Annotated in this window: 12 protein-coding genes; 7 read left to right on the top strand and 5 right to left on the bottom strand. The window is 75.4% G+C overall.

All coding sequences use genetic code 11. The features are described 5' to 3' along the window. The first annotated feature begins 256 nt into the window (after nucleotides 1-256). Nucleotides 257-1,618, top strand: coding sequence for a glycosyl hydrolase family 8 (locus tag AB0D67_RS29400; protein WP_362943014.1), 1,362 nt, complete (start codon nucleotides 257-259; stop codon nucleotides 1,616-1,618). Here AB0D67_RS29400 and AB0D67_RS29405 read toward each other — a convergent pair. The 3 genes from AB0D67_RS29405 to AB0D67_RS29415 all read right to left on the bottom strand — a co-directional run bounded on the left by AB0D67_RS29405 (nucleotide 1,587) and on the right by AB0D67_RS29415 (nucleotide 6,129). Then, the gene (locus AB0D67_RS29405) at nucleotides 1,587-4,289 is read right to left on the bottom strand and encodes a DUF4153 domain-containing protein (RefSeq protein WP_362943017.1); all 2,703 of its coding nucleotides are present in this window, start codon (nucleotides 4,287-4,289) and stop codon (nucleotides 1,587-1,589) included. The genes AB0D67_RS29400 and AB0D67_RS29405 overlap by 32 nt on opposite strands. Before the next feature lie 106 nt (nucleotides 4,290-4,395). After that, on the bottom strand, nucleotides 4,396-5,085 hold the full coding sequence (locus tag AB0D67_RS29410) for a response regulator transcription factor (protein WP_362943020.1): 690 nt from the start codon (nucleotides 5,083-5,085) through the stop codon (nucleotides 4,396-4,398). A gap of 99 nt (nucleotides 5,086-5,184) precedes the next feature. Further along, on the bottom strand, nucleotides 5,185-6,129 hold the full coding sequence (locus AB0D67_RS29415) for a GNAT family N-acetyltransferase (protein ID WP_362943023.1): 945 nt from the start codon (nucleotides 6,127-6,129) through the stop codon (nucleotides 5,185-5,187). A gap of 424 nt (nucleotides 6,130-6,553) precedes the next feature. Between AB0D67_RS29415 and AB0D67_RS29420 the strand changes: the two genes are divergently transcribed. The 5 genes from AB0D67_RS29420 to AB0D67_RS29440 all read left to right on the top strand — a co-directional run bounded on the left by AB0D67_RS29420 (nucleotide 6,554) and on the right by AB0D67_RS29440 (nucleotide 13,120). Beyond that, nucleotides 6,554-8,188: a serine/threonine-protein kinase gene (locus tag AB0D67_RS29420; RefSeq protein WP_362943026.1), complete on the top strand. Its 1,635-nt coding sequence runs from the start codon at nucleotides 6,554-6,556 to the stop codon at nucleotides 8,186-8,188. Beyond that, complete coding sequence (locus tag AB0D67_RS29425; protein ID WP_362943029.1) at nucleotides 8,185-9,795, top strand: hypothetical protein; 1,611 nt, start codon at nucleotides 8,185-8,187, stop codon at nucleotides 9,793-9,795. Before AB0D67_RS29420 ends, AB0D67_RS29425 begins: the two co-directional genes overlap by 4 nt. Next, nucleotides 9,788-11,287, top strand: a complete 1,500-nt coding sequence (locus tag AB0D67_RS29430; protein ID WP_362943032.1) for a protein kinase — start codon at nucleotides 9,788-9,790, stop codon at nucleotides 11,285-11,287. The genes AB0D67_RS29425 and AB0D67_RS29430 overlap by 8 nt, the downstream gene beginning before the upstream one ends. Nucleotides 11,288-11,398: 111 nt before the next feature. Continuing rightward, on the top strand, nucleotides 11,399-12,724 hold the full coding sequence (locus AB0D67_RS29435) for a hypothetical protein (protein ID WP_362943035.1): 1,326 nt from the start codon (nucleotides 11,399-11,401) through the stop codon (nucleotides 12,722-12,724). A 201-nt stretch (nucleotides 12,725-12,925) separates the two neighbouring features. After that, nucleotides 12,926-13,120: a hypothetical protein gene (locus AB0D67_RS29440; protein ID WP_362943038.1), complete on the top strand. Its 195-nt coding sequence runs from the start codon at nucleotides 12,926-12,928 to the stop codon at nucleotides 13,118-13,120. Nucleotides 13,121-13,268: 148 nt separating this feature from the next. Here the strand turns inward: AB0D67_RS29440 and AB0D67_RS29445 are convergent, their stop codons facing one another. Both AB0D67_RS29445 and AB0D67_RS29450 read right to left on the bottom strand, forming a co-directional pair. Then, nucleotides 13,269-13,595: a DUF3817 domain-containing protein gene (locus AB0D67_RS29445; RefSeq protein ID WP_362943041.1), complete on the bottom strand. Its 327-nt coding sequence runs from the start codon at nucleotides 13,593-13,595 to the stop codon at nucleotides 13,269-13,271. A 43-nt stretch (nucleotides 13,596-13,638) separates the two neighbouring features. Beyond that, nucleotides 13,639-14,394 (bottom strand): SURF1 family protein, encoded by a 756-nt coding sequence (locus AB0D67_RS29450; RefSeq protein WP_362943044.1) that lies wholly within the window; start codon nucleotides 14,392-14,394, stop codon nucleotides 13,639-13,641. A 132-nt stretch (nucleotides 14,395-14,526) separates the two neighbouring features. Between AB0D67_RS29450 and AB0D67_RS29455 the strand changes: the two genes are divergently transcribed. Beyond that, nucleotides 14,527-14,694, top strand: coding sequence for a hypothetical protein (locus AB0D67_RS29455; RefSeq protein WP_362943047.1), 168 nt, complete (start codon nucleotides 14,527-14,529; stop codon nucleotides 14,692-14,694). Nucleotides 14,695-14,795: the final 101 nt, after the last annotated feature.

A 14,795-nucleotide genomic window follows, 5' to 3' on the forward strand; every position in this document is an offset into this window, starting at 1 on the left:
TCCGCGACGCCTCGCGGAAAGAGGAGCCTCCGGGGCCACGAGGGGCCCCGGGCCGGCCCCGGCGCACTCCCCCGTCCACGCGGGACCCCCGGGCCGGCCCCCGGCACACTCCCCCGGCCGCGCGAGACCCCCGGGCCGGCCCCTCCCCGATGCTCCCCGAGGCTCCCCGGTGGGCCGGTGCCGCCCCGGGCCGAGGGCGGTGGCATCCTTCAACGGGTCAGACATCTCCCCGCAGGAAGGCCGTCGTCCCGTGCGCATGAGGCAGCTCCTCCGTCGTCCCCGCGGTCTCCCGGCCGCCGTCCCGGCGGTGACGGCGGCGCTGGCCGCGGCGGCGCTCGCGGTGGCCGGCTGCGCCGCGGACGGGGGTACGGCCGACGACGCGGCCCACGGCTCCGCCGCCGCCCGGACCCCCGCGGCGAGCGGCACCGGCGGGGCCACCGGCACGCCCGCCCCGGCGGCCCCGGACGCGCCCCGCGTGCCGTTCGGCGGCCACGCGGGCCGCTACGCCGCCGGGACGCTGCGCCCGAGCGGCGACCAGGCCGTCCTCGACGCGAAGGTCGTCGAGCACTACCGGCGGTGGAAGGCCGCCTTCGTCCGGCGCGGTTGCGGCCACGGCCGGTACCAGGTCCTCTCCCCCGACGCCGACCACCCGTACGTGGCCGAGGCGCAGGGGTACGGCATGGTCGTCACCGCGACCATGGCAGGGGCGGACCCGGACGCGAAGAAGATCTTCGACGGGCTCCTCCGGTACGTGCTGGCCCACCCCTCGTCGATCACCCCCGGCCTGCTCGCGGCCGAGCAGGACGCCTCGTGCAGGAGCGTGAACGGCGGCGACTCCGCCACCGACGGCGACCTCGACGTCGCCTACGGACTGCTCCTGGCCGACCGGCAGTGGGGAAGCTCGGGCGCGTTCGACTACCGCGGGCTGGCGCTCGACCGGATCCGCGCGATCAGGAAGGGCGAGATCAACCCGGTCACCCGGCTGACCAAGCTGGGCGACTGGACCGACCGGGGCGACGAGTACTACTGGGTCAGCCGGTCCTCCGACTGGATGATCGGCCACTTCCGGGCCTTCCGCCGCGCCACCGGCGACCCGTCCTGGGACGAGGTGATCGCCGCCCACCAGGACCTGATCGCCGCCCAGCAGACGCGGTACGCCCCGGGCACCGGGCTGCTGGCCGACTTCGTGGTCGGCACCCGCACCGATCCGAAGCCCGCGCCCCGGGAGGTCCTGGAGGACCCGCACGACGGCGCGTACTGGTGGAACGCCTGCCGTACGCCGTGGCGGATCGGCGACGACGCGGTGACCTCCGGGGACGCCCGGTCGCTCGCCGCGGTCCGCCGGGTGAGCGCCTGGATCAGGAAGGAGACCGGCGGGGACCCCGGCCGGATCGGCGCCGGCTACACCCTCGCCGGACGCCGCCTCTCCGGCGACGCCGAACTCGCCTTCTCCGCCCCGTTCGCGGTGGCGGCGATGGCCGACCCCGGCGGCCAGGCGTGGCTGGACGCCCTGTGGGACGAGATGGCCTCCGCCGCCTTCGGCCGCCGGGACTACTTCTCCGCCAGCGTGACCCTCCAGGCGATGATCACCGTGTCCGGCAATCGCTGGACGCCCTGACCGGGTGGCGGGCCAGCACCTCCCTGGCCCGCTCCCTGGCGAGGTTCCAGCCGTTCCACGGGTCCGGCGCGGCCAGGTCGTTGCGTTCGGTCACGTTCCGCAGCACGCAGCTGCGGACCGGCTCGGGCAGCCGGTCCAGCGCGGGTACGGCCTCCGCCCCCAGGCCGCCCAGGTAGCGGTGGTCGATCCGGTCCGGGCCCCGGACGGCGATCTGGGTCTCGGCGACCCGCAGGTCCGGGTTCCACACGGCGAAGACCAGCAGCGCCGCCCCGGTCATCGCGACCAGGGTCCTGGGCAGCCACCGGACGGCGCGGCGCCGGACGAGCCGTACGGCGCCGGCCACGAGCACCAGCGCGAAGACGGCGCCCAGCCACCAGATCGCCGCCTCCACCGAGGCCCGCAACCGGGTGAAGCCGTAGGCGCCGACGTAGAGGTCCAGCCGGTGCAGGGCCGAGACCAGGACGACCATGGTCAGCGCGCAGAGCGGGCCGAGCAGCCCGGCCATCAGCCACCGCTCCCCGCCCCGCAGCCTGATCGCGCCCGAGGCGACCGCCACGATCGCCAGCACGAACACGCTGACCGCGGCGAGCTGGAAGAACCCCGAACGGGCGTACTGGGCGTAGGTCAGGCCGGTCGCCGACACCAGCCACCTGGACGAACCGAACAGGACCGTGAGCTGCATCGCCACGAACACGCCGAACAGCAGGTCGAGCGCGACGAGCGGCAGCACCCACACCCCCCGGCTCACCGCGAGGCGCGCGCCCGGGACCTCCGGCTCCGCCACCGGCCGCAGGCCGGCCAGCACGGCGGAGGCGGTCACCGCCGCGAAGACGCCGAACAGCAGGATCCGCAGCGGCAGCGCCCCCGCGCCCAGCAGGTCCCGGACGCTGAAGACCCTGGCGACGGCCTCGGCGAAGACCGCGTCGGCCGAGGCGAACAGCGCGCCGAACACCGCCACCAGCACGGCGCTCAGCGCGGTCCCGGCGAGCACCGGCACGACCCGCCGCCGCAGCGGCAGCCCCCTCGCCGGCCTCACCGGCGCGGCCAGGAACCACGGCACCGGCAGCAGGCCCAGCACCACCGACGCCCCGCCCCGCAGCACACCCGCCCAGCCGCGCCCGGCCCCCGACAGGGCGAGCGCGGCCAGCAGGAACCCGGCCGGCAGGAGCGGCCCGGCGAGCCAGTCGGCGTCCCGGAACGCCGCCACCGCGACCAGCCCGTAGGCGATCAGGCCGAGCACCGCCGACCAGGGGGTGACGCGACGCCGTACGGCGGGCAGCGCCGCCGCCCCCATGGCCGCGGCGACCAGGACGAACCCCAGGCTCATCGCACTGCCCGGGAGCGCGACGGCGGCGAGGAGCCCGACGGCTGCGCACGCCGGGAGCGCCCACCGGGGAGTGGGCGGCAGCTCGGGCCGGGGCAGCACGGGCGGCACCACGTACTCCGCGGTGGTCCCGGGCGGGGCCGGGGATGGCTCCACCGCGTTCCCTCGCGTGGACGGGGCGGGCGCCGGCGCACCGGACGGCCGGGCCGGAACGGTGAACGTCATCCGCCGCTCGCACGGGGCCGGGGCCTCCCACCGGGACGGCTCCGGGACATCCGGTCCGGACGGGGCCGGGACGGGCGGTGGCCGGACCGGGACGGGCGGCATCGCGGGCGGGGCGGCGTCCCCGGCGGTGCGCCCCGGCAGGTCGACCGCGACGCGGCAGCCCGGACCGTCCTCCACCCGGATGGATCCGCCGTGCAGTTCGACGATCTCCTTGGTGATGGCCAGCCCCAGCCCGGCGCCGCCGTCGTCCGCCGTGCGACCGGCGTCCAGGCGGGAGAACCGCTCGAAGACCCGGGCCCGCTCCGCCTCCGGGATGCCGGGCCCCTCGTCGGTGACGCGCAGCCGCACCCCGCCGCCCTCCGGTGCCGCCGCCAGCACCACGGCGCCGCCGTCGGGGCTGTGCCGTACGGCGTTGTCCAGCAGGTTGGCCAGCACCTGGGCCAGCAGGTCGGGGTCGGCGCGCACGCCCAGCCCCTCGGGCACCTCGCAGCGCGCGGCGACCCCGTCCCTGGCCAGTACGGCCTCGCGCAGCGCCTGCTCGCACAGGGGCCGCAGCCCGACGTTCTCCAGCTCGATCAGCCGGGCCCCCGACTCCAGCCGGGACAGGTCCAGCAGCTGGGTGACCAGCCGGCCGAGCCGTTCGGTCTGGGCCAGCGCCGTCTCCAGCGTCGCCTGATCGGGCGCGGAGACGCCGTCCACGACGTTCTCCAGCACGGCCCGCAGCGCGGTGATCGGCGTGCGGAGCTCGTGGCTGACGTCCGCCACCAGCGCGCGCCGCTGGCGGTCCACCTCGGCCAGGTCGGCCGCCATGGCGTTGAACGCGCGGGCCAGCTCGCCGACCTCGTCGCGGGAGGTCGCGGTGACGCGAAGGCCGTACCGTCCCTTGGCGATGGTCTGCGCGGCGGCGGCCATCTCGCGCAGCGGCTTGGTCATCCCCCGCGCGAGGAGCTGCATGATGACCAGGGCGAGCACGGCGGCCACCGCGACGCGGACGTCGCGCGAGTAGCCGGAGTTGATGCCGACCTCGTTGACGACGAACGCCACGACCACGGCCAGCAGGATCACCAGCCCGAGCTTGACCTTGATCCGGCCCAGGAAGTCGAGGGGCCTCAAGCGGAGCACGTCCCGCCGTCGGAGGGAAGGTCGGAGGGGAGGAGGGAGAGGGGAGGGGAAGGGCGCGGGGGGACCGGGTGGCGAGCCGCCGGTCGCCGGGCGGGGACGTCCGCGGTCACGGGCGGACGAGGGCGTAGCCGACGCCGTGGACGGTCCGCACGACGCCGGGTCCCAGCTTGCGGCGCAGCGCCCGCACGTGGCTGTCGACCGTGCGGGTGGCGGCGGCCTCGGAGAAGCCCCAGATGTCGGCGAGCAGCCGTTCCCGCTCGAACACCTGGCCGGGCCGGTCCGCCATGCGGCACAGCAGGTCGAACTCGGTCCGGGTGAGCTGCACCTCGGCGCCCCGGGTGTAGACGCGCCGCTCGGCGACGTCGATCTCGACGTCGCCGAGCCGGATCACCGTGTCCGGCCCGGCGAGCTGGGAGGCCCGCTCCACCCGCCGCAGCAGCGCGTGCACCCGGGCGACCAGCTCGCGCATGCTGAACGGCTTGGTCATGTAGTCGTCGGCCCCGACGCCGAGCCCCACGAGCAGGTCCGTCTCCTCGGCGAGCGCGGTGAGCATGAGCACGGGCACCGGCCGGGCGGCCTGCATCCGCCGGCACACCTCCAGCCCGTCGAGACCGGGCAGCAGCCGGTCGAGCACCACCACGTCGGGCCGCGACCTCGCGTACGCCGCCAGCGCCGCCTCACCGTCCCCGACGGCCGACACGTCGAAGCCCTCGGCGGCCAGCCGGTGCCGTACGGCCCGCGCGATCGTCTCGTCGTCCTCCACCAGGAGGACGCGTCGTTGCTGAGGTGTCGCCATACGCCGGAGCGTAGACCGGGGCGGTGCAGACGGTCGGCGGATAATTGTGAATGTTTCGCGCACCCGCGCCGGGAGGGCGCGGGTGCGCGGTCACGGCGGTCAGATCATGATCAGCCGGCGGCCGACGACCCGGTAGCCGATCCGGGCGAACGACGCCGCCATGGGCGCGTTGCCCACGTCGGTGCTGTCCCTGACCTGGGGCTCGCCCTCGGCGGCGAAGATGTGCAGCGTCTCGGCGACCAGGTCGTCGATGTAACGGCGGCCCCGGTACGCGGGGTCCACGCCGATGTAGCCGATCGTGGCGGTGGTGGCGTTGCGGGTGGGCATCGTGATGCCCACCACGTCGCCCGCGGCGTCGTGCGCCAGCCGCCAGCGGTGCCGGCCGCCGGGGAAGTCCGCGATGTCCTTCAGGGTGTCCTCCGCGGTCCTCCTCGGCCCGTGCTCGGCGAGACCGCGGCGGTCCGAGGCGTCGAGGCTGCCCTCGGCGATCCGGGTCAGCACGTCGATCACGGCCTCGTCGTCGTCGGCCGGGGTGAAGGTGAGCCGGGTGGAGCGGGGCGGCAGGCCGTACTCGGGGATCCAGCGCAGGTTGAGCCGCTCCACGGAGTGGCGCAGCCCGGCCCGTTCGGCCGCCTCGACCCGGTCGGCGACGTCGGCCACGGCGTCGGGGCGGTCGTTCCAGTCGGCGGGCAGGAACAGGTGGAAGTCGGGGCGGTCCCCGGCGGGCGAGGAGTAGTCCGGCGTGACGAGCGCGGCGTAGGCGGCGCGCAGCAGGGCCGCGCCCGTCTCGACACGGTCCGGGCCGGTGCCGGGGTCGAACCAGTCGAGACTGAACGGGTGCCCGGCGCCGGGCGGGCCCCAGAAGGCGGCACGGGCCACCACCTGATCGTCGCGCAGCGCGACCCAGAGCCAGTCGGGCCGGCCGTAGCCCAGCTCCTCGAAGGGGAGGAAGCGGGCGCCGACCCCGGAGGCGGGCGGCGGGCCGTAGGCGTGGAAGAGGTGGAGGTCGTCCGCGGTGAGCGGACGGAAGGTCAGGTCAGACACGTTTTCTCCGAAAAAGCGGTGCGCTTCCCCGGGTCTCAGGCGTTCTGCAGCCCGAGGCGGGAGCGCGTGACGATGGCGGACATCACTCCTCACCTCCTGTCCTGTCTCGCGTCACCGGCCGGACCTCGGCCGGTGAGGCCGCAAGAGTAGCGGGAGGGCCGCCGGGCCCTCAACCGGTTATCCGGCCGGCGGTCGGAGGCCGCCTGGTCGCGGCCGGTGAACGGGAGGCCGTTTCGTCGCCGCCGACGGCCGGAAGGCCGGGTCATCCGCTCCGCCGGCCCCGATGACCCGCCGAGATCGACGACCGGGACCTCCAGCCGCCCGTTCCGTTCACCGGTATTTCGGTGATGCGAAAGGTGCTGGTTCATTGGTCCATATCGCGCTAAGTGGCTATGTTTCTGTGCTCGATGGGACAGTGAACGGGGTGAACGGGATCGACACTCGACTGTTAGCGGACCGCTACCGGCTGCTCAACCCGCTCGCCGAGGGCGGGATGGGCACCGTCTGGCTTGCCGCCGACGAGATGCTCGGCCGCGACGTGGCCGTCAAGGAGGTACGGCTGCCGCCCGACCTCGACCCCGCCCGGCGGCAGGAGCTGTGCGACGCGGCGCTGCGCGAGGCCAACCTGGCGGCCCGGATCAAGCATCCGTCCATCGTCACCGTCCACGACGTGATCGTCGAGCAGGACCGGCCGTGGCTCGTCATGGAACTGCTGTCCGGCGCGTCGCTGGAGCAGACGGTCCGCGACGGCCGGCCGCTGCCGGTGCGCCAGGCCGCCCGGATCGGCGTGAGCGTCGCCGGCGCGCTGGTCGCCGCGCATGCCGCCGGGGTGGTCCACCGGGACGTCAAGCCCGGCAACGTCTTCCTCACCAGGACCGGCCGGGCCGTGCTGACCGACTTCGGCATCGCCGTCGTCGAGGACGAGGCCACCGCGGCGCAGACCGGCCGGCTGGTCGGCTCGCCCAACTACATCGCCCCCGAACGGTTGCGCGGCGAGCGGGGCGGGCCCGCCTCGGACCTGTGGTCCCTGGGCGCCACGCTCTACTTCGCCGTCGAGGGCGTTCCGCCGCACCCGGCGGACACCCCCGTCTCGGCGATCAGCCGGGTGCTGACCGAGCCTCCCCGGCCGCCGGAGCGGGCCGGTGCCCTGGGCTCGCTGCTGCTCGGCATGCTCGCCTCCCTGCCCGAGGACCGGCCGCTCTTCGAGGAGGTCGTCCAGGCCCTGCGCGAGCTCGCCGCGGGCCGCCCGGCCGCCGTGCCCTCCGCGCCCCCCGCGCCGTTCCCCGCCCCCTTCCCGGCTCCGGAACGGGAGGCCGGTCCGCGGCACGGGAGGGGAGCGGGACCCGCGCCGTCCTCCGTCCCCGCCGCGCGCCGGGCGGACCGTCCCGGCGCCCGCGTCGCGCTGTGGGCGTCCGCCGAGATCGCGGCGGTCGCGGCGGTCATCGGGGCGACCATGGGCGTGGTCCACGTCACCGGCGCCTCAGCCGCCCCGGCGAAACCGGCCCGGCTGAGCGAGAAGCCGGGCGCCTTCGCCGTACCCGTGGACATGTGCAAGCTGGTCACCGCGGCCGACGTCAAGAAACTCCTGCCGGCGTCGGACGCCAAGGGAGAGCCGCTCAACACCGGCGGCTGCGCGTGGGCGGTCCCCGGGGCCGGCCTGCGGATCGATCCCCTGAGCGACGGGATGGACAAGCCGTGGGGCAAGAGCCCCCGGCGGGCCCACGAGATACTGGTGAACCAGCGCAACGGCACCGTGCCGACCGGTTCGATCCTCTGGAGCTGGTCGGAGATCAAGGCCGCCGGCCGGTCCACCCGCACCACCGGCGCGCTGCCGGTGAAGCCGGTCGGGGAGGAGGCGTTCGGCTACGACTACTACGAGAACCGGAAGACCGGCCGCCTGGAGCAGAGCCACGTGATCTTCCGCGTCGACAACCTGGTGCTGGACGTCGGTTACACGGTGGTGGACGGCAGCAAGGACGCCCCGGCGATCCAGGCCGGCGCCCACACCGCCGCCACCTGGATCGCGAACGCGCTGAACAAGCAGAAGGCGAACGGATGAACGACCCAGACGTCACCCGGCCCCAGGGCAGGCGCGGCCGCAGGCACGCCACCTCCGAGACGGAGCCCGCCGGGGCGGCGCTGCCCGCCGTGCTGGAGCAGTCCCCGGGCGAGCAGATCTCACTGGAGCACGCGGTCGGGCGGGGCGGTCCGATGGCGCCGCGCCAGGCCGCGGCGGTCGGCCTGGCCGTACTGGACCAGATCGTCGCCATGCACGCCCGGGGGACGCTCCACGGCGACGTGCGGCCGGGATCGGTGCTGCTCGGCCCGAACGACCGGGTCACGCTCCTCGGGCCGACCTTCAGGTCGCCGACCTTCACCGCCCCCGAGGGGGTGACGGGCCCGGCCGCCGACCTGTGGTCGCTCGGCGCGACCGTCTACACCGCCGTCGAGGGCCGTCCGCCGGCCCCCGGCGGGTCGCTGGACAACGCCGGCCCGCTCGGGCCGATCCTGACCCACCTGCTGTCCGGGGACCCCGGGCGGCGGCCCGACCCGGGGACGCTGCGCAACGTCCTGCTGGAGATCTCCCTGACCGGCACGGCTCCGGCGGTGCCGTTCCAGCCGCCCGCCCCGGACCAGGCTCCCCCGACGGCCCCCGGCACGGCACGGCGGGACGCCCGGACGTCCCCGGCGGGCCCGCCGCTCGCGCTTCCCGCCGGCTCCGGGACGGCGGCGCCGGACCGGGAGCACGCGGGCCCGGGTCACGCGGGCCCGGGCCCGGGGCACGCCGTCCCGGAGCCGGGGCCGCCGGACGACGACCCCGCGGCCAACCCCGAGGCGACCGCGCCGCGCCCGGCCGTCGTCGTCGGTCCGGGACCGGCGGCGTCCTCACTCCAGGCCGGTCCCGGCGCGCCCGCCCGGCACGAGGCGGCGCCCGGCTCCGGCCCCGTCTCCCGCTCGCGGCGCCAGGAGGGCCCGACCGGCCCGACCGAGCACGCCCGGGGCAGGTCCGGGTTGCTGGTTCCCATGCCGATCGTGGCGCTGACCGGCGCCCTGGTCGTCGGCATGGCGGCCGTCATCGGCTACCTGCTCGCCTCGGCGCCCGGCGACCCCGCCGCGGCCGAGCCGGTCGCGTCCGCCTCCGCCGGACCCGGGGGCCGGTTCGCCGCCGCGCCCCGCACCTGCAGCATGCTCGACGAGAAGCAGGCCGGGGAGCTGGTGCCGGGCTTCCGCAGCTCCGAGGTCGAACCCGGCGTCTGCGACTGGCTCAACCAGCAGGACTGGCGCAAGCCGAGCACGCAGAAGTACGACCTGCACGTGCGGCTGGTGGCCATGAAGCAGAGCGACTCCGGCGTCCAGCGGGCGAAGGAGTACATCGCGGGCAAGAAGAAGGACTTCGTCACCGACGCCCAGTTCGCCACCCCGAAGCCCGCCCCGCCGGGTGACCTGAAGGGCATCGGCGAGGAGGCGTTCACCACCGGCAAGTACAGCAAGATCAACCTGTACGGGGGGTCGTACAAGGTGAGCGTGGTCTTCCGGGTCAGCAACCTGATCGGGGAGGTCGAGTACGAGCAGGGTGGCGTCGACGAGGACGCCGAGGGCAGGCTCGCGGCGGGGGCGCAGAAGGCCGCCCGCTGGATCGTCGAGTCCCTCAAGGCCAATGGCTGACCCGGCCCTTCCCGTCCTCGCGGGCCGCTACCGGGCGATCGACCGGCTCGGCGCGGGCGGGATGGGCGTGGTCTGGCGCGCCCGGGACGAGATGCTGCACCGCGAGGTGGCGATCAAGGAGGTCAAGCTCGGCCCCGGCCTGCCGGAGGCGCAGCGCGCCGAGATGCGCGAGCGCACCCTGCGCGAGGCCAGGGCCGCCGCCCGGCTGGGCCACCCGTCCATCGTGACCGTGCACGACGTCATCTCCCAGGACGGCCGGCCGTGGATCGTGATGGACCTCGTCCGGGGCCGCTCCCTGCAGCAGGTGATCCGCTCCTCCGGGCCGATCGACCCGCGGCGGGCCGCGGCCATCGGGGCGGCCGTGCTGGACGGGCTGGCCCTCGCGCACAGCCGGGGCATCATGCACCGCGACGTGAAGCCGGCCAACATCATGCTGGCCGACGACGGCGGGGTGCTGCTCACCGACTTCGGCATCGCCACGCTGGAGGGCGACGTCCAGCTCACCTCCCCCGACGCGCTGGTCGGCTCCCCCGGGTACATCGCCCCGGAACGGCTGCGAGGCACCGGCGACGGCCCCGCGGCCGACCTGTGGTCGCTGGGCGCGACCCTCTACACCGCCGTCGAGGGGCGCGGGCCGTTCCACCGGGGGGCCTCCGCCGCCACCCTCGGCGCGGTGCTCACCGAGGAGACCCCGGTCCCCGCGCGGGCGGGCGAGCTGACGCCGGTGCTGCTCGCCGTACTGGACAAGGACCCCCGGCGGCGGCCCGGGGAGGCCGTCCTGCGCGCGGCCCTGCAGCGGGTGGCCCGGGGACTGCCCGCCGGGCCGCTCCTCCCCGAGGACCAGACCGCGCCGGCGGGTACGGCGAAGCGGGGTCGCACCGGCCTCATCGTGGGGGCGGGGCTGGCGGCGGTGGCCGCCGTGGTGGCCGGGACGGTGGTGCTGACCTCCTCGGACGGCTCCGCGAAGCCCGTCCCCGCCGGGCCCGACCCGCGCGCCGGACGGTTCACCGCCGCCCCCGACCCCTGCTCCCTGCTGACCGCCGGGCAGGTCCGGGCGGTGGGCCCGACCGGTGAGCCGTCCCCGTTGGACGCCATGAGCGGCCACGGCCCCTCGTGCTCCTGGGACAGCGGATCGGGCACCCCGCAGATCCGCGTCACCGTCACCCACCACGGGTCCGTGCCGGGGAAGACCGCGCCGGAGACGGCGAAGGCGTTCTTCGCCGCCGACCGCACCAGGACCGCCGCCGACGCCGGTACGGGCCTCTTCGGCGCGGTCGGCCCGCTGCGCGACGCGGGCCGGATCGGCGCGGAGGCGTTCGCCTTCGACCTGACCTCCGGCGATCGCGTCTACTCCGAGGTCCACTTCCGGGTCAGCAACGTGCTGGTCGAGGTGAACGTGTCGCGGAAGGGCAAGCAGGCCGGCGCCGCGCTGCGCGGGAACGCGCTCACCGCCGCGCGCCAGATCGCCGAGGAGCTGAACAGCCGTGACTGAGCAGACCCGCGCCCCGGAGGGACCGCGCCGCACGCGGCCCGCGCGCCGGCCGGGCCGTACGGCGGGCCGCGCCGGGATGTCCGGGAACCGGGCGGGATCGGAGCGGGCGTCGTGAGCGCGCCCAGCAACCTGCTGGCCGGACGCTACCGCCTGCTGGAGCGCCGCGACCGCACCGGGACCGCCTGGCGCGCCCGCGACGAGGTGCTCCACCGCGACGTCACCGTCTCGGAGGTCCGGCTCCCGCCGCCGGGCCCGCACCGGGACCGGCTCCTCGGCCAGGTACGGGCCGCCGCCGGCCTGCGCCACCCCGGCGTCGTCGCCCTGCACGACGTGATCTCCGCCCCGGACCGGGTGTGGCTGGTGCTGGAGTCGGTCGACGGCCGTTCGCTGCTGCAGACCGTGCGCGCCGAAGGGCCGCTCGCCCCCGAGCGGGCGGCCGAGGTGGGCCTGCGGGTGCTGGACGCGCTGACCGCCGCCCACGGCCGGGGCGTCCGTCTCGCCGCCACCCCGGACACCGTGCTGCTCGGCGCGGACGGCCGGGTCGTGCTGACCGGCGTCGCCGGTCCCGCGCCCGCCGACGACCTGCGGGACCTGGGCGCCACCCTGTTCACCGCCCTGGAGGGCCGGGCCCCGGCCACGGGATCCCTCCCGCCGATGGTGAACGGCATGCCCCTGGCCGATCCCGACCCCACCACCGGGACGGTGACGTCCGGGCCGCTCGCGCCGCTGGTGGAGGGGCTGCTGGCGGCCGATCCGGCGCACCGCCCCGACGCCACCTCGGTCCGCCTCACCCTGGAGCGGGTCGCCCCCGCCCCTCCCTCGTCCCGGCGCAGGCACCTCGTCACGGCGGCGGTGGCGGCCGTCGCGCTCCTGGCCGGCGCCGCGTTCTGGCTCTGGCCCCGCACCGCCGACCCCGCCGCCCCGCCGCCGGTCACGCTGCCCGCCTCCTTCGCCGCCGCCCCCGACCCCTGCTCGCTGATCTCCGCGGCGCAGGCGGCCGAGCTGTCGCTGGCCGCCGAGCCGCAGCCGAGGGGAAAGACCGGATGCGACTGGGGCACCGAGGACCGCGAGCTGCCACGGAACCTCCAGTACAGGCTCGCCGTCGAGGTCCTGCGCTACCCGACGGGCGAGAAGGCCCACGCGGGCTACGCGCGCTTCATGGCCGCCGAGGCGAAGAAGGACAGGACCCCGGCGGGCTCCCCGCTGCGGCTGGCCAGGCCCGTCACGGCGCAGCCCGGCATCGCGGCGGAGGCGTACACCTTCTCCACCACCAACGAGATCACCTACAACAGCGGCGTGGTCTTCCGCGCGGCCAACCTCGTGGTCGCGGTCCAGTACCAGCGCGGCGGAGGCGGCGAGGATCCCGGCGACCACACCCGCTCGGGAGCGATGCGGGCGACCCGATGGGTTCTCTCGGCCCTGTCCCGGGCGGGCTGAGCCGTACCCGGGGATCCGCGCCGCGGAGACCGGGCCGGCGGGATTCGGGATCGGCGGAGACTCCGGGGCGGTACGGCGCGGCGATCACGGACGCACGAGATATATCTCGCCGGAACCCGGGGGGCGGGCCCACTCGTTGGACGGGCGACGCAGAATGAACTAAAGGCGGGGCGCCGGCTCCGCGTTCGGAGGATGTTGAGGATGTCGCCCGTCCAGAAGTACGCCGTCGGGGCCGCCGCGGTGATCGTGCTCGCCTGGATCCTGCCCCTGCCGGGCATCGTCACCTGGTTGATCGTCCTGGGCGTCATCGCCGCCCCGGTGGTCGGTTACCTCATGCTCGACCCGTCCCAGCGCGCGCGGCTCAAGCGCGCCCGCAGGCGCGGCATCGGCCGCTGACGCCTCCGGACCTCCGAGCCCCCGGGAAGACCTGAGACCGCCGAAGACGACGACCCGCAGGCCCGTGCCCCCGCCGGGGCGCGGGCCCGCGCGCTTCCGTACGGCGGACGCCCCGGCCCGGACGCCGTGGAGCGCCCGCGGCGAAGGCTCAGGCGGCAGTGGGGGCCGCGGCGGCGAGTTCGGCCTCCACGCGGTGGGTGACCCGCCGCTCGAACACGAACGACAGGAACGGGACCGTGCCCGCGAGCATCACGCCCAGGACGTACGGCCACGACCAGCGGGCCTTCATCCCGAGGTTCATCGTGGCGACGAGGTAGAGCATGTAGAGGAAGCCGTGGATCGGCGAGACGACCTTCGACGGCCCCTCGATGTCGAACCCGTACCGCAGCACGATGCACGTGCACAGGACGAGCAGCATGGTCCCGACGATGTAGGCCAGGACACGAAAGGGCTTGAGGGCGGATTCCACGGTCATCTACCTCGGTCTGTGAGTTGTCGGCACTGCAACGATATGCGGATCAGGCGGCGGCCGGTTCGGCGCCGGAGTCCCGGCCGCCGGAACGGCCGCGGACCATGTCGCGCAGGAAATGCCACCACATGAAGACGGCGAACAACCCGAAGATCCACCACTGGGCGGCGTAGGCGAGGTTGCGCCAGGTGAGCCCGCCGGGCTCGGTCGGCGGGGGCACGCTCACCGGCTTGACCGCGACCGCCGGGGCGGGCGACTGGGTCTCGGCGGACACGAACCCGTCGCGCAGCCCGGCGCCCGGCCACAGGTTGATCAGCTCTGGCGACGAAACGGTCAGCACCTGCCCCGCCGGAAGCGCCCGCGCCCTGCGCGGCACGCTGTCGGTCGGCTCCGAGGGCTGCAACCGCCCGGTCACGGTCACCGTCCCCTCCGGCACCGCGGCGACGGCCGGGTCGTCGGCCCGGGGCACCCATCCGCGTACGACGGGGATCGCGGTGCCGTCCCCGAGATCGAGCGGGACGAGCAGCCACAGGCCGCCGTCGCGTTCGGCCACCAGGAGCTGCCTGGACCGCTCGAACGTTCCCTGCGCCGTCACCCGGCGGCTGACCGCGTCGCTCGTCAGGTGGCTTCCCTGCCTGGCGAGGGTCTGCACGGCCACCGGGGCGGGGTCGCGCGCCGCGCGGGGCTTCCCCGAGTCCTCGAAGACGCCGAGCTGCCACCGGCCGAGCAGCGCGCACACGACGAGGGCCCCGACCGCGAGCAGGTGGAGCACCAGCGCGCGGGGCGAGAACAGGATGCGGAGCATGACACCACGCTATCCGCCCGGATCGGCGGTCCCGTCTCCAGCAGGGAGGGAGTGCGGGGAGAGCGGCCGGGCTCTTCGCGAAAATGACATGAGTGGTGGTGGAAGAACCCGCTATATCGCTAAAGTCGTTCCATGTCTGATCCGCAGATTGACCCGGCCGGCAGCACCCAGCAGTTCCGCGCGTTCGCCCAGGGGGCGGAGCCGGAGGCGGCCCCTCAGAAGAAGTCGCCGGTCGTGCCGATCGCGATAGCGGTCGTGGTGCTGGCCGTCATCGCCGTGGTCGCGTACCTGATGATCTGAGACGCCCTGATCGCGGGCCCGCGGGGGCCGGGGGGCGCCGATGAGGATGACAGAGGTATGTCAAACAGGAACCCAAACAAAAAGCGCCACTGACGCCACAG

Origin of the sequence: Streptosporangium sp. NPDC048047 (assembly GCF_040653115.1) — a bacterium.
In the GTDB taxonomy this organism is placed as follows: Bacteria; Actinomycetota; Actinomycetes; order Streptosporangiales; family Streptosporangiaceae; genus Streptosporangium.

Bases quoted from the DNA above. Each gene is read 5' to 3' on its own strand.
- AB0D67_RS29400 (WP_362943014.1), top strand. From the start codon at position 257: ATGAGGCAGCTCCTCCGTCGTCCCCGCGGTCTCCCGGCCGCCGTCCCG.
- AB0D67_RS29425 (WP_362943029.1), top strand. From the start codon at position 8,185: ATGAACGACCCAGACGTCACCCGGCCCCAGGGCAGGCGCGGCCGCAGG.
- AB0D67_RS29445 (WP_362943041.1), bottom strand. From the start codon at position 13,595: ATGACCGTGGAATCCGCCCTCAAGCCCTTTCGTGTCCTGGCCTACATC.
- AB0D67_RS29455 (WP_362943047.1), top strand. From the start codon at position 14,527: ATGTCTGATCCGCAGATTGACCCGGCCGGCAGCACCCAGCAGTTCCGC.
- AB0D67_RS29450 (WP_362943044.1), bottom strand. From the start codon at position 14,394: ATGCTCCGCATCCTGTTCTCGCCCCGCGCGCTGGTGCTCCACCTGCTC.
- AB0D67_RS29430 (WP_362943032.1), top strand. From the start codon at position 9,788: ATGGCTGACCCGGCCCTTCCCGTCCTCGCGGGCCGCTACCGGGCGATC.
- AB0D67_RS29410 (WP_362943020.1), bottom strand. From the start codon at position 5,085: ATGGCGACACCTCAGCAACGACGCGTCCTCCTGGTGGAGGACGACGAG.
- AB0D67_RS29440 (WP_362943038.1), top strand. From the start codon at position 12,926: ATGTCGCCCGTCCAGAAGTACGCCGTCGGGGCCGCCGCGGTGATCGTG.